Raw genomic sequence first — 13,571 nt, forward strand, 5'->3', positions numbered from 1 at the left:
GGCTTTTGGCTTTTGGCTTTTGGCTTTTGGCTTTTGGCTTTTGGCTTTTGGCTTTTGGCTTTTGGCTTTTGGCTTTTGGCTTTTGGCTTTTGGCTTTTGGCTTTTGGCTTTTGGCTTTTGGCTTTTGGCTTTTGGCATGATTAAAAAAAGTTCATTTTTTCTAAAGAAAAAATGAACTTTTTTAGGCTAAAGGCTAAAAGAGTTTGTTGGAAAGCGAAGCGTTTCCTAATCAAGCAGTACTTTTTACTTAATACTTTTTCATCTGTCCACCGTTACTTCCTACTGAAAACACCCTAAACTAAAAAGAGCCCGATTATTGAAGATCAGACTCTTTTACGAGAACTCTATATGAAAATGAAAAATTTTTATTTCGTTTTTATTCCATAGTTTAAGTAGCCACCCCTTCCTGTGTTAAAAAGAAATGATGTGTAGAGATTAAAACATGATGTGAATACCCGTGTTTATGTTTTTAAAGGCAATGAAATTATATTTTCGTCGTTAAACCAACTCAATAAATAATCAAATTATGCTTAAAAAACCTATTGCACTTTTTTTATTGATCTTGTCTTTTTTAGGATGTTCTAAAAATGAATCTGATGATTCTCCTGAAACTCCGGAAGAGGAGATTTTGAGTGATGCCAAAGAGATTATTTCATTTAAGGTAAGTATTGACGATGAAGATTACACGGCCATAATCAGGAACGACAGTGTCTTTTATACTTTTCCTTCTACCACGGATTTAACTGCTTTGGCACCGCTAATCACCTATTCCGAAATGGCGGATATAGATCCCGCTTCGGAAGAAACGGTAGATTTTACCGGTCCGGTTAAATATACGGTAACAGCTGAAGACGAATCTCAAAAGGAATATACAGCCGTATTGGACAAATCTGATTCCGATAATGAAATTACACTGGTAACATTTGAGAATTCGGGCAGTTATAGCACGGGTTTTTACGGGCAAAATCCGGCAGATATAGATACGTTATATTATACGTTTACCTTTGCCGATATAACAGATTTAAAAGCACAGATCGAGGTATCTGAAGGATCTACTTTAGAGCCGGATCCCGCCGGAATAACTGATTATTCTTCTCCGGTCAAATATACAGTGACAGGAGCCGACGGCACAACTAATGAGATTCTTGTTTTGGCTAAGAATAGGCCACTTGGAGAAGTGAGAATAGATGGTTTTGTTTCAAGTGAATTTGCTGATGTGCCTTTAGGAGGCGATATAACGTTCGAGGTGAATGAACTCACACCTTATCGCGATAGTATCCAGGTACGGTTGTTCAGTGATTTGGAGTCCTTTGACCTCGAGGTAAAGAGTATTAATGAAGAAACCAAAGAAATAACGGCAACCCTACCCGATTCCTATATAAATCACAGATTTGAACTTGAAGTTTCGATAGCAAGTGATAATACCGATGAATCTGACGGGTTTAGGTTACTTAAAGGAAGATCGAATTTCACAAGGGTGGTAACCCCTTATAACGATGGCAATCTAATACCTGTTGAGAAGGCAATATGGCCAGGGCATGGTTTAGATTTGTATGTGTATATAAAAGATGATGCTGTGGATGATCATGAATTTTTTCTGTTAAAGGATGGGGTCTATTATGAATTGATTAAAAAAGATGAGTATAATACATCCATTACATCAGGTGTTAGGGTTGAGATGCCGGAACTTCCAGATGTATTGCCAGCAGAAGGTAACGATTTTAAATTGGTCATACGAAATGCCGATGGGGATGAAGTATTTGACCTTGTCAATAGCGAAGGAAATACAATAGAGGTTGTTTTTGCCAAGGAGCCGGTAGTTAATTCTATAAGTACTGCTTCTGTACGCAAAGATGGAACTTTTAAAATATTGGGGGAAAATTTGTTTAATGGTCCTGTTATTGGTTTTGCCAACTCAAACTTTTTAAGGGAAAGAAGTAATGTGTTGCTAAGTGATGGTATGGGTAATTACTATTATGTTTATAGTGAAGAAGTAGATGCTAACGGAAACCTTATCATTGATCTTTCATCTCGCCAATACATGCCAACGGGAACCTATCAAGTGGCTTATTCCAGTAACTATACAATCTATCCCTTAGAATACATCGGTTACAGCATTACTATTACACAACTGCCTTCAGAGCACCCTACTTTAGAGGTTGCTGACTCAAAGCTATATAGCGATAGCAATGCTACTTCTGCAAAACAGATTCTTTTGACTTTCAATGAAGATATTGGGGATTATACTATAAAAAGAATCGTAACAGGTAAAAATGAAAATGTTGTTGTAGAGAATTATTTCACTTATCCCACCACGGTATTAACAGGGGCTTTATCCAATGAAGATTATGCCTTAACGGTGAATGATCGCGACGGTTATGTTGTGGTAGAGGATAATGGCGTTGAGTATAAAATCTATTTTACTATGCAACTAGAGGATTAAAATAAATTGAGTAACTATATCAATGCCCCATATGTATGGGGCATTTTTTGTTTCTGTTTTTTTAAATACGTGATAAACTAAAAAGAGTCCGATCATTGAAGATCAGACTCTTTTACGAGAACACTATATGAAAATGAAAAATTTTTATTTCGTTTTTAATAACACTGTAAATGTATATATCATTTAGGGTTCTCTGAAAATATTGTTGCCAGACAAGAGATTTCTGTTGTGAACTACTTCAAAAATGTGGTATTGTATTGAAAAGGTTAAAATTTTGCCCCTTTTATCGAATAGATGCTATAATCGCTTTCAGTAAGGTATTGAATTGCTCATCTGTCTGTTCTTTCAATCCGGTTCTCACAACTACCAAATCTTTAGATGGTATGATGAAGATGCGTTGTCCTTGAAATCCGTTTACTGAATATAAATCTGTTGGTATGTCTTCATATTTACTTTCAGCGTTCAACCAAAAATGAGCCCCGTAGGTTCCATTAGAATTTATTGTAGGTTTTGCTACATAGTCTGACCATGATTCAGAAAAAATACGTTCCCCATTCCAGTCACCCTTGTTTAAATATAGCAATCCGAATTTTGCCCAATCTCTTGTTGTTGCCCATCCATAAGATGATAATATGTAGTTTCCGGTTAAATCGGTTTCTAAAAGCATAGAATTCATCCCTATTTTATCAATCAGTTCTTTATAAGGGAAATCCAAGTATTGTTGGTGTGTATTAAATTGATCTCTGAGTATGCCAGAAAGTAAGTTTGTGGTACCAGAAGAGTAATTCCAAATTTCCGTAGGTTTGGCTATTACTTTTTTATTTCGTTGTGCCAAGGTCATATCAGAATCTAAGAATAACATACGGGTAACATCAGATATTTTGAAATAGTTCTCATCCCATTCTAAACCACTTTGCATACGTAAAAAATGATTAAGTGTGATATTCATTTTCTGATTCTTCATCCGTATTTCATCAGAAAATGGCTTATAATCCATATCAATTTTATCTTGATATTCTAGAATACCGTATAGCGTAGCCAAAATACTTTTGGTCATGGACCAGCCAAGAATTTTGGTGTCTTTAGAGACCCCACGAATGTAGCGTTCACCTATAATTTGGTTTTTATGTACTACTAAAAGTGATCTTGTTTTTTGTTCTGGATCCTTAAAAGCATTTTCAAAAGCAACTTCTAATTTATCGTAAGCTACATTGTCTAAAACAGTATCCATTACTCCGTTATTACCGTAGGGAAAAGGCAAAGTATCTTTTGAAATAAATCTGTTAGGTACAATATCAAAATTATGCTTAGAAAACTCTTTGTTGGTTAGCACTGCCCCAAGTCCCTCTTTATATACGGCTGTTCTTGGCATAAGTCCGTATACTTTGGCTGTAGCAGATTTCTCAGTTTCTAATACATCACAATCTGCCAATTTGATCAGCGGCATATTATTATCGTTCAATGTAATATCCGCAGGGTCTCTATCTGCTATAAAAACACTTGAAGCCATGTTTTTAGATGCATAGCCAGAAATTAAATTTAGTTTTGGATAATTAAAATATGCTGCGGCAATTAGGCAAATTAAGGCAATACCCAGAATCCATTTAAGCTTTTTCATTCGTGATTTATTCGTTTAAAATTAATTAAGAGATTGCTACCAATTCCTAACTTTAATCATTCTTTTACGCGACCTTTTCCCATGTTTTATCTGGACCTAACTTAAAGCTGCCTAAATAATTAAAATTACATTCTTCCGGTAAAATCAAGGATAAGAATGTGCTTTCATCTTTAGCTTTGTACAAATGATATTCTTTACCTACAATGGGTTCAAAACTAAACTTTGCACTGTAGACTAAGTTATTATATTCAAAATTGTCCATCAGTTTTTTATACGATTCCTGTAAGGCTTCATATTCTGCCTTAAACTGATTATTGGCACTTACAATGTGAGTGTTTTTCCAAGAAGTAACGTCTGGCGGCGTTATTTTTGGAGCAGATACTCCCGTTGCAAAAGGTGATAGTTTTCCGTGATACTCTTGGGTGTCTTCGTTGAAAACAACATTATCTGGTTTCTTTTCTTTTTTCATAGCCCTACAAATTTAAAGAAAAGCAAGCATTTATATCTTGCTAGATTATATAGGTATAGGTATCTTCCATTATTCAATTCTAAATTCAATAAAACCATCAATTTCTAATGGATTTTAAACCTGTCATATTTTTTATCCTATTATGCTCTTTTCTATCATGTAATACGAAGGAACGCCAGAAAGAAGTTGTGTTGTATGAAACCTATTGTGCTAGCTGCCACATGGCACCGAACATTAATGATTTACCAAAACATATTTGGAAAGACAATGTACTACCAGAAATGGGTGCACGGCTAGGTATCATTACACCAGAACATCATCCATATTACAAATTTTCTTTTGATGAGCAGATGGCTATTATAAAAACAGGTATTTATCCATTTAGACCAATAATTAAGGAAGAAGACTGGAAGCTTCTCGTAGATTATATCGTGAAAATGGCACCTGATAGTGTTGTCAATAATCCGTTGAAAATTGAAAATTCTGAGTTATCTCAATTTAAAACCTTGCCAGTCACTCTAGATAGTGTTAAGGGTAATCTATATACTTTTTTAAAGATAGATACCCTAAATAATCAAATACTAACCGGTAATAAGAGAGGAACACTATCCGCTTATAATATAAATACAAAAGAAAATATAGTACTGGGTAATTTTAATCGGGCTATAACAGATGCACGTATTGTGGGCGATAGTATGTTCATTACCAATATGGGCGTTATGGACCCAAATGAAATACCAAGAGGAAAAACGGTTTTAAGAAGCGGCAATGCTACCGCTGTTTTACAAGATTCACTACACAGACCCGTACATACACTTTATATTGATTTAAACAATAATGGAAATGAAGAGATAATCATTAGTGAATTTGGCAATCTGAAAGGTAAATTGACACTACTTGAAAAGGATTCTTACGGATTCTATAAAAATAAAACACTATTAAATTTACCAGGGTCTATACGAGTAATAGCAAATGATATGAACCGAGACGGAAAAGAAGATTTAATAGTTATGGCTGCACAAGGTGATGAGGCTATCTATATATTATATCAAAAAGAGAACTTGAATTTTGATGTAGACAAAGTATTGCGATTTAATCCTGTATATGGCTCTAGTTGGTTTGAACTAGTTGATTATAATGGAGATGGTTATGATGATATCATTACGGTAAATGGCGATAATGCCGATAAATCTATTATACATAAGCCTTACCATGGCATGCGTATTCATTTAAATGATGGTAAAAACAACTTTAAGGAAACCTATTTCTATCCTTTAAACGGTGCAACTAGAGTGATTGCCAACGATTTTGATAAAGATGGTGATGTAGACTTTACTTTGTTAGCTACTTTTCCTGATTATGAAAAACACCCAGATTATAACATTGTGTATTTAAAGAATGAAAATAGTGCCGATTATAGGTTTACTTCAGAACATTTTGCAGATACTAAAATGGGTAGGTGGTTTTTAATGGATTCTGCAGATATTGATAATGATGGCGACGATGATTTGGTATTAAGTGCCTTGAATTATTCATTTACTCCTGTACCAAAATATTTTAACAAAGCATGGAAGGAAAGTTACACCGACCTTTTAATTTTAGAAAATAAACTACATTAGTAGGTATGATACAAAAATCATGCATTTTAGTTTTCTTGGTGATAGCCTTTAGCTGTTCAGATAAACCTGTGGATGATAAGTATAATTGGGTTCCTTTAGAAGTTACGGCTACTGCATACAACTCACTTCCGTACCAAACGTCTTATGAACACCCGGCTATTACAGCGTGGGGAGATTCTATAAAGCCTGGTCAAAAATGGATTGCCGTTTCTAGAGATTTGCTAAAAAAAGGGTTGAGCTATAACGCCATGGTAAAGATAGATACCTTTGATGGGGTCTATTTAGTTAAAGATAAAATGCATTCTCGTTGGCGTAACCGTATTGATATTTATATGGGCGAAAATGTCAAGAAAGCAAAAGAATGGGGAAGAAGAAAAATAACTATAACGTATGCTGTTGAAAAAGATAGTCTAGAAATAAAGGAAGAATGAAACAACATATAGTTTACCTTATTTTAGGATGTATTTTGTCTGCTTGTTCTTCAACAAAAACCATTGTGGAGTACCCTATTACATTTAATGAAGAACGTAAGTTATTGACTTTAGAGTATCTTGAAAACAGATACGGTCTAGAACAGGATTCTCCAGAAATTGAACCTAAAATGATAGTATTACATTGGACGGTTATACCAACATTTGAAGAATCTTTTGATGCATTCAACCCTGTTACTTTACCAAATTGGAGACCAGATATAAAAAATGTTAGCGGTTTAAATGTATCTTCTCAATTTATGGTAGACAGAGATGGTACCATTTATCAGCTGTTACCAGAAACTACGATGGCTCGCCATGTCATTGGTCTTAACCACTGTGCCATTGGCGTTGAGAATGTCGGCGGCAGCGAAGATTTACCTTTGACCAAAGAGCAACTAAAATCTAACATTTGGTTGGTAAAGTATTTAAAGGATAAATATGATATTGACTATTTAATAGGTCATTATGAGTATACCTTATTTGAAAATCACCCACTTTGGTTAGAAAAAGATGAAGGTTATCGTACCGTAAAAACTGACCCAGGATCTGAATTCATGAATAATGTTAGAAGTGCGGTCAAAAACTTAAATTTCAAAGAATTACCCAAAACAAATTAGAATTTAAAAAGAAGGACTTTAAATGAAAAAAACACTACTCTCCATACTAAGCTTATGCACACTTTCTGCAATTGGGCAATCAGATAATATTACCACCCAGTTATACGATACCTATGAGAACTATAAAGAAAGTTCTATTGGTAAACGACGTATTAAAAGAACAGATATACAACCTCTTATTGACAAACTTGCTACTAATGACAAGTTTAAGGTAAATACGGTAGGTACATCTATTGGCGGTAGAGATTTAAGTTTAATCAGTATTGGTACCGGCGATACCAATGTCTTTCTATGGTCACAAATGCATGGTAACGAACCTACTGCTACACAGGCTATTTTTGATATTTTAAATTTCTTTGACAGTGCAGATTTTAAAAAAGAGAAAGAAGCTATTCTAGCTAACTTAACAGTTCACTTTTTACCAATGCTAAACCCAGATGGGGCTGAGCTTTATCAACGCAGAAACCTATTGGGCATTGATATCAATAGGGATGCCTTACGTTTACAGTCTCCTGAATCACAAACGCTGAAAAGAGTGCGAGATAGTCTTAATGCAGATTTCGGATTTAACCTTCACGATCAAAGTACTTATTATAATGCCGAACGTACCGATAAACCAGCTACTATTTCCTATTTAGCTCCTGCATATAATTATGAAAAGGATATCAATGAAACCCGTGGCAATGCTATGAAAATCATTGTTTTTATGAATGATATTCTGCAGAAGTATGCTCCTGGGCAAGTGGGTAGATATAATGATGACTTTGAACCTAGGGCCTTTGGCGATAATATTCAAAAATGGGGAACAAGTACTATTTTAATAGAATCTGGAGGTTACCCAGAGGATGTTGAAAAACAGGAAATAAGAAAACTGAATTACACTTCTATTTTATCTGCTATTTATACTATTGCTCAAAAATCTTATGAATCAATCAACATTGAAGAATATGAGAAAATTCCGGAGAACGATAGAAAACTGTTCGATTTAAAAATTGTTGGTGCCAACTATGAACTTTTGGGTAATACGTATACTATTGATTTAGGTATGAATCAGATTGAAGTAGATTACCCTGACCATAACTCTTTTTGGTATAGCAGTAGAATTTTAGATCAAGGAGATTTATCTACTTATTATGGGTATGAAACCTTAGATGCTACTGGTTATACTATAACGCAAGCAAAGGTGTACCCAAAGACATTAAATAATTTTAGTGAAGTTGAGAAGTTAAACTTTAACGACCTATTAAAACAAGGTTATGGTTATTTACGTTTGTCCAAGTTTCCTGCCAAAAATATTAATTCGCCATTTCCTGTTCATTTAATCGGCGCAAAATATAGTATTCCTAAATTGAATTTAATGCCAGGAATAAACCCGACTTTCTTTTTAGAAAAAGACGGAGTTACTGAATATGCCGTTATTAACGGGTTTTTAGTTGACCTAAAAAAATCTGACATTCAAGTGCCAAACGGAATGATTTTTAGATAATAGGTTTAAATTTAAAGCATAAAAAAAGGGAAGCATTTGCTTCCCTTTTTATTTTATATAGAACTCTAATTCTTATAAAGTATCTTCAGCATCTAAAAGTGCAAAGAACTTATCTAAGTTAGGTAAAATGATAATCTTTGTTCTTCTGTTCATTGCCATATGTTCTTTAGAATCATTTTCAACTAAAGGCAAGTAACTACTTCTACCTGAAGCAATTAATTGAGAAGGATCTACATCATATTCTTTCTGTAGTTTACGTACAATAGAAGTAGCACGTTTTACACTTAAATCCCAGTTATCAGTAACCATAGGAGTGTTAATTGTTCTAGAATCAGTATGACCTTCAACCATCACTTCCATACTTGGCTCAGACTTGATTACGTCAGCCAATTTCTGTAAAATTTTGTTTGCTTTGCTACTTACATTATAACTAGCAGTGTTGAACAATAATTCATCAGAAATATTGATCATTACTACAGTCTTATCAATGCTAACATCAATATCTTGACCTTCTTCAGAAATTGATTGCTTCAATTTGTAAGAAACTGCCAAGTTCATTGAATCCTGTAATGTTTGTGCACCAGCTAATTTTGCAGGATCAACATTTTTCAATGTATTTCTCATCTTAGCTTTTGTATTGTTACTCATAACGGCAACATCATCAACACTTGTGAACTGGCTATCGTTCATCTCTTTTAATGAGTTGATTTTTGAATTGTACTCGTCTACACGAGCTTCAATTTTTGTCATTTGAGCTTGTAGCTCTTCTTTCTCAACTTGTGTCTTTTGTAAAGTGCTTTGAGTTTGAGATAAGTTATCTTCTAAAGCAACATATTTCTTTTTAGAAACACAAGACGATAAAAGTGCTACCGATACTATAGTAACTAAGGATAATTTTTTCATTTTGTTCTTTTTAATTAATATTAGTCTAATCGGTTTTATATACGGCACAAATCTAAAAACAGATGTTTATATTATTAACTCAATCCATTTCCGCCTGCAAATAACTAGTGCAAAGAGATGATTATCAATATGTTGTTCATTTCAATTTAGAGCAAAAAAAAGAAGCATTTTCATGCTTCTTCTCAAATTTTGTTGGTGATTTACCTATTCGCAACCACCTGTAAATCCGTTTGCGCTAAATTTGGTTTGCACTGCACCTTGCCTAGAACCTGTATCAATTTCTATTGCTAAATTGTTTTCACCACTACCATCTCTTTTAGGGCTACAGTATTCAAATAAGTAAAAACTATTTGCTCTTTCAGATACCTTTTCAGAGATATCTCTAAATGTATTTTCTAATTCATCTTTATTAGTAGCAAATACACTTGCCGTTTTACCAACTGCAGTTAATACCTCAGTATCTATTTCTGCTCCAAGTCCAATGCTAAAGAAAGATATATTCGCATTTGCTTCAATTACTTTTTTCAATGCCGCATCTTCTGTATAACGAGAAGCCTGATCTGTACCATCTGTAAACAACACTACAGATGCAGCACCAATTTTGCCGCCCTCAGTTGACACCTTGATTAAATCAGATGCAATATCTGTAGACTTTATTACAGCACCATATAAATCTGTAGATGGGTCGTTACTGATATCATCTGTAATACCATCGACTGCTTCTGTAAGTTCAACCCTAGAAGATGTCAATTCATTTAGTAGATGTAATTCATCTTCACCATCAAACCAATAAATAGCCATTTTTACAGATTCTGTCGCTGTTTCTGGCATAACGGCTTCAATAAAACTTGTAGAAGCTAATTTTAATTCTTCTAAACTACTGCTCAATACACTATTACTTAAGTCTAACACAAGTAAAGTGTTATTTGAGAAAATTTGTGAGTTAGGCGATATACGTGCCGATGATTCTGATGTAGAAATGGTATTAAAACAATCATCGTTTCTACCTTGCTCGTAAATTGTAAACTGATTTGCTGTTAGACCTGGGACAGGATTTCCGCCGGTATCAGATACTCTAAAAAATACCGAAACCTTACCTGGTAAAGTTGTGTATTGTTCTTGGATCGATAATACAAGCTCACCTTCTTCAAGACCTAAACAATCATCAACTACGGTACCTTTTCCTAGTCCGTCACCTGTATTTAGATCAAAACTTACATCATCATCTGCATTACCACAAGATACTATTAGGGTAAGTATAAAAAACACACTGAATGTTTTCAAAAAATTCTTCATATTCAATTATTACGGGTTCAACTAGCAGAACGGTCAAAGTTTATTTAAATTATAAGGAATGAAAAAATAAATGTTAAAGATTGTTAAAGCGGAAGATATGGTGGATTCAAAATTGTGTGAACACCCATATTTATTTGGGTTTAAGACAAATAGCCTTTAGGAATGTTAGTATTAATTTTAGTACTTTAGAAGGTGTAAAATCCATGGTTAATGACTCACGAATTCAAAAAGATAATTAAGGAGTACAGCATTGCTAAATTGACAAATGTCAGGTGCGTTCTTGCTACGGTAGTAGATTTAGATGGTTCTTCTTACCGTAAACCTGGGGTTCGTATGCTTATTCGTGAAGATGATGTTATGATAGGGGCTGTCAGTGGCGGTTGTGTTGAGAAAGAAGTTTTGTTTCAAGCACAATCCGTTTTCGAGAATGGAGCTACAAAACTTATGACCTATGATGGTAGGTTTAGACTAGGTTGTGAAGGTTTACTTTATATATTAATAGAGTCCTTTGCACCAGAAGCAGCACTTATAGCTGATTTTAATTCAATCATAAAAAATCGGAAATCGTTTAAGCTAAGCACATCTTATAGCAAAGAATATGGTGAATTAGAGGGGTATGGCACTTTTATAAACCTGAACTCAACTACTTATACATTTAATTCAGGTACTAAAGAAAAACTAGATAGTCTGCACTTCTTGCAGACTATGCAACCTTGTCAACGCCTTTTATTAATAGGAGGTGAGCACGATGCTGTTCAGTTAGCTCATTTTGGATTAAGTATGGGATGGGAGGTGAATGTTGCCGTTACTCCTAAAGAGAATAAGTCTATTTCTGATTTTCATGGAATTGATGCATTATTGGATTTTGAGCCAGAAGAATTTCCTGTTGAAACTATAGATAACAATACCGCTGTTCTTTTAATGACACATAGTTATGTAAAAGATTTAAAGTATTTAATGAGATTAAAAAACAGTAAACCTACCTATTTAGGTATTCTAGGCCCCATAAAAAGAAGGGAAAAATTAATTTCTGAATTGTTGGAACACGATATGGATATTGATATAGATTTTATTGAAAATATTCATGGTCCTGCAGGATTGAATATTGGTGCAGAAACTCCACAAGAAATTGCCATTTCAATTTTAGCAGAAATATTGACCGTTATACGCAAGACACAACCCGTAAAGTTGAGAGATAAATTGAATACAATTTAGAATTGGAGAAAGAACTACAGATAGCAGTACTCATTATGGCAGCTGGCGCCTCTAGACGTATGAACAGCATAAAGCAGTTAATGCCATGGAAAGACTCAAACTTCTTATTAGAAACGGTTAAAACCGTTCAGCAGAGTCAAGCCAACTCTCTACATATCATATTAGGTTCAAATGCTGAGTTTATTACTTCTGAATGTCGTTTTGTCGAAAATGATATTAGTGTGTTTATAAACCCTGGCTGGGCAAACGGACTTGGAAATAGTATTGCATATGGAGTTAAAGCCGTACTTAAAGAGAATGCAGATATAGACGGAATTTTGATTTGTCTTGCAGACCAGCCTTTATTGAGCTTCAACTATCTAAACATGTTGATAAAAGAATTTAAAGAGAATACTTTAAAAACTATTGCAACAAACTACGGTAAAAAGGTAGGTGTACCCGCATTGTTTCCTAAATTGCAATTTCATAATTTGTCTGAATTAGAAGGGGACTTCGGTGCAAAGGAACTTTTAAATAAAAATGGAAATGCTATAATTTCTTTAGAAGCATCAAATCATATTATCGATATTGACACAAAATTAGAATACGACAAATTAATCAATAGAACCAAAACAGATATTAATCCATAATATGAGACTAAAATATACGTTCCTAACGCTTTTTACTTCCTTGGCTATTTCAACAATTACAGCTCAAGAAATGGGGTTTGAAGAGTACAATCCCAAATCTACCTTAGTAGTACCTGGAGCAGAAATCACAAAAGCAAAGTTTCCTTTTATTGATGTACACAGTCATCAAAGAGACATGTCCGTAGAAGCTTTAACTGGTTTAGTTTCTCATATGGATGCCATGAACGAAGCTATCATGGTTAACCTAAGTGGTAGATCTGGAGCAAGCCTAAAAGAGAAAATAGATAATATCAATAAAAGTTACCCTAATAGATTCGTCGTCTTTGCAAATGTTGATTTTGAAGGTGCAAAAGATATGGAGTGGGGAGAACAAGCTGCAGCACAATTAGAGAAAGATATTAAGAATGGAGCCAAGGGTTTAAAAATTTTTAAAAGTCTTGGATTAAGAAATAAAGATTCTGACGGTAACCGTTTAGCAATAGATGACCCTCGTTTAGATGCTATTTGGGCAAAATGTGCTGAAATGGGTGTCCCTGTTTTAATACATGCTGCAGACCCTAAGTCATTTTGGGATGAAATGGATGCGGACAATGAGCGCTGGTTAGAATTAAAAACGCATCCTAGAAGAAAACGTACTGCTACAGATCCTGCTCCTTTTGAGCAGATTATTCAAGAGCAACATAATGTGTTTAAAAAACATCCTAAAACTAAATTCATAAATGCACATATGGGCTGGCATGCCAATAACCTTGAAAAACTTGGTGAATTGTTAGATGCTATGCCAAATATGAATGTGGGTATAT

The 13,571-nt window shown here is 34.3% G+C and carries 12 protein-coding genes; 8 read left to right on the top strand and 4 right to left on the bottom strand.

The features are described 5' to 3' along the window. Positions 1-526 precede the first annotated feature (526 nt). Positions 527-2,443, top strand: a complete 1,917-nt coding sequence (locus ABJI11_RS11315) for a hypothetical protein (protein ID WP_348352195.1) — start codon at positions 527-529, stop codon at positions 2,441-2,443. A gap of 283 nt (positions 2,444-2,726) precedes the next feature. Here the strand turns inward: ABJI11_RS11315 and ABJI11_RS11320 are convergent, their stop codons facing one another. Together ABJI11_RS11320 and ABJI11_RS11325 are read right to left on the bottom strand one after the other, a co-directional pair. After that, a complete protein-coding gene (locus ABJI11_RS11320) occupies positions 2,727-4,061 on the bottom strand; it encodes a serine hydrolase (protein ID WP_348352197.1) in 1,335 nt (444 codons plus the stop codon). A gap of 64 nt (positions 4,062-4,125) precedes the next feature. After that, the gene (locus ABJI11_RS11325) at positions 4,126-4,530 is read right to left on the bottom strand and encodes a DUF2452 domain-containing protein (RefSeq protein ID WP_276492977.1); all 405 of its coding nucleotides are present in this window, start codon (positions 4,528-4,530) and stop codon (positions 4,126-4,128) included. Between the two features lie 107 nt (positions 4,531-4,637). On the opposite strand from ABJI11_RS11325, the gene ABJI11_RS11330 reads away from it, so the two are divergent. From ABJI11_RS11330 to ABJI11_RS11345, 4 genes are read left to right on the top strand one after another with little or no spacing between them, the layout of a single operon-like run. Further along, the gene (locus ABJI11_RS11330; protein WP_348352200.1) at positions 4,638-6,149 is read left to right on the top strand and encodes an FG-GAP-like repeat-containing protein; all 1,512 of its coding nucleotides are present in this window, start codon (positions 4,638-4,640) and stop codon (positions 6,147-6,149) included. A 5-nt stretch (positions 6,150-6,154) separates the two neighbouring features. Then, positions 6,155-6,580, top strand: a complete 426-nt coding sequence (locus ABJI11_RS11335; RefSeq protein ID WP_348352202.1) for a hypothetical protein — start codon at positions 6,155-6,157, stop codon at positions 6,578-6,580. Continuing rightward, the gene (locus tag ABJI11_RS11340; protein WP_348352204.1) at positions 6,577-7,239 is read left to right on the top strand and encodes a peptidoglycan recognition family protein; all 663 of its coding nucleotides are present in this window, start codon (positions 6,577-6,579) and stop codon (positions 7,237-7,239) included. The genes ABJI11_RS11335 and ABJI11_RS11340 overlap by 4 nt, the downstream gene beginning before the upstream one ends. A 22-nt stretch (positions 7,240-7,261) precedes the next feature. Further along, positions 7,262-8,725 carry a M14 metallopeptidase family protein gene (locus ABJI11_RS11345; protein WP_348352206.1) on the top strand — a complete coding sequence of 488 codons (1,464 nt, stop codon included), beginning with the start codon at positions 7,262-7,264 and terminating at the stop codon, positions 8,723-8,725. 72 nt (positions 8,726-8,797) lie between these two features. Here ABJI11_RS11345 and ABJI11_RS11350 read toward each other — a convergent pair whose 3' ends face one another. Together ABJI11_RS11350 and ABJI11_RS11355 are read right to left on the bottom strand one after the other, a co-directional pair. Beyond that, the gene (locus ABJI11_RS11350; protein WP_348352208.1) at positions 8,798-9,628 is read right to left on the bottom strand and encodes an OmpA family protein; all 831 of its coding nucleotides are present in this window, start codon (positions 9,626-9,628) and stop codon (positions 8,798-8,800) included. A 204-nt stretch (positions 9,629-9,832) separates the two neighbouring features. Continuing rightward, positions 9,833-10,924: a VWA domain-containing protein gene (locus ABJI11_RS11355; RefSeq protein ID WP_348352210.1), complete on the bottom strand. Its 1,092-nt coding sequence runs from the start codon at positions 10,922-10,924 to the stop codon at positions 9,833-9,835. Positions 10,925-11,134: 210 nt separating this feature from the next. Between ABJI11_RS11355 and ABJI11_RS11360 the strand changes: the two genes are divergently transcribed. The 3 genes from ABJI11_RS11360 to ABJI11_RS11370 form a co-directional block, all read left to right on the top strand. Beyond that, positions 11,135-12,139, top strand: a complete 1,005-nt coding sequence (locus ABJI11_RS11360) for an XdhC family protein (protein WP_348352212.1) — start codon at positions 11,135-11,137, stop codon at positions 12,137-12,139. Between the two features lie 2 nt (positions 12,140-12,141). Further along, the gene (locus ABJI11_RS11365; protein WP_348352214.1) at positions 12,142-12,768 is read left to right on the top strand and encodes a nucleotidyltransferase family protein; all 627 of its coding nucleotides are present in this window, start codon (positions 12,142-12,144) and stop codon (positions 12,766-12,768) included. Position 12,769: 1 nt separating this feature from the next. Continuing rightward, the coding region (locus tag ABJI11_RS11370) for an amidohydrolase family protein (protein WP_348352216.1) at positions 12,770-13,571 on the top strand (802 nt) is incomplete at its 3' end.

The organism is Maribacter sp. (genome assembly GCF_039968975.1).
In the GTDB taxonomy this organism is placed as follows: domain Bacteria; phylum Bacteroidota; class Bacteroidia; order Flavobacteriales; family Flavobacteriaceae; genus Maribacter.

Bases quoted from the DNA above. Each gene is read 5' to 3' on its own strand.
- ABJI11_RS11320 (WP_348352197.1), bottom strand. From the start codon at position 4,061: ATGAAAAAGCTTAAATGGATTCTGGGTATTGCCTTAATTTGCCTAATT.
- ABJI11_RS11360 (WP_348352212.1), top strand. From the start codon at position 11,135: ATGACTCACGAATTCAAAAAGATAATTAAGGAGTACAGCATTGCTAAA.
- ABJI11_RS11355 (WP_348352210.1), bottom strand. From the start codon at position 10,924: ATGAAGAATTTTTTGAAAACATTCAGTGTGTTTTTTATACTTACCCTA.
- ABJI11_RS11330 (WP_348352200.1), top strand. From the start codon at position 4,638: ATGGATTTTAAACCTGTCATATTTTTTATCCTATTATGCTCTTTTCTA.
- ABJI11_RS11315 (WP_348352195.1), top strand. From the start codon at position 527: ATGCTTAAAAAACCTATTGCACTTTTTTTATTGATCTTGTCTTTTTTA.
- ABJI11_RS11345 (WP_348352206.1), top strand. From the start codon at position 7,262: ATGAAAAAAACACTACTCTCCATACTAAGCTTATGCACACTTTCTGCA.
- ABJI11_RS11350 (WP_348352208.1), bottom strand. From the start codon at position 9,628: ATGAAAAAATTATCCTTAGTTACTATAGTATCGGTAGCACTTTTATCG.
- ABJI11_RS11325 (WP_276492977.1), bottom strand. From the start codon at position 4,530: ATGAAAAAAGAAAAGAAACCAGATAATGTTGTTTTCAACGAAGACACC.
- ABJI11_RS11335 (WP_348352202.1), top strand. From the start codon at position 6,155: ATGATACAAAAATCATGCATTTTAGTTTTCTTGGTGATAGCCTTTAGC.
- ABJI11_RS11340 (WP_348352204.1), top strand. From the start codon at position 6,577: ATGAAACAACATATAGTTTACCTTATTTTAGGATGTATTTTGTCTGCT.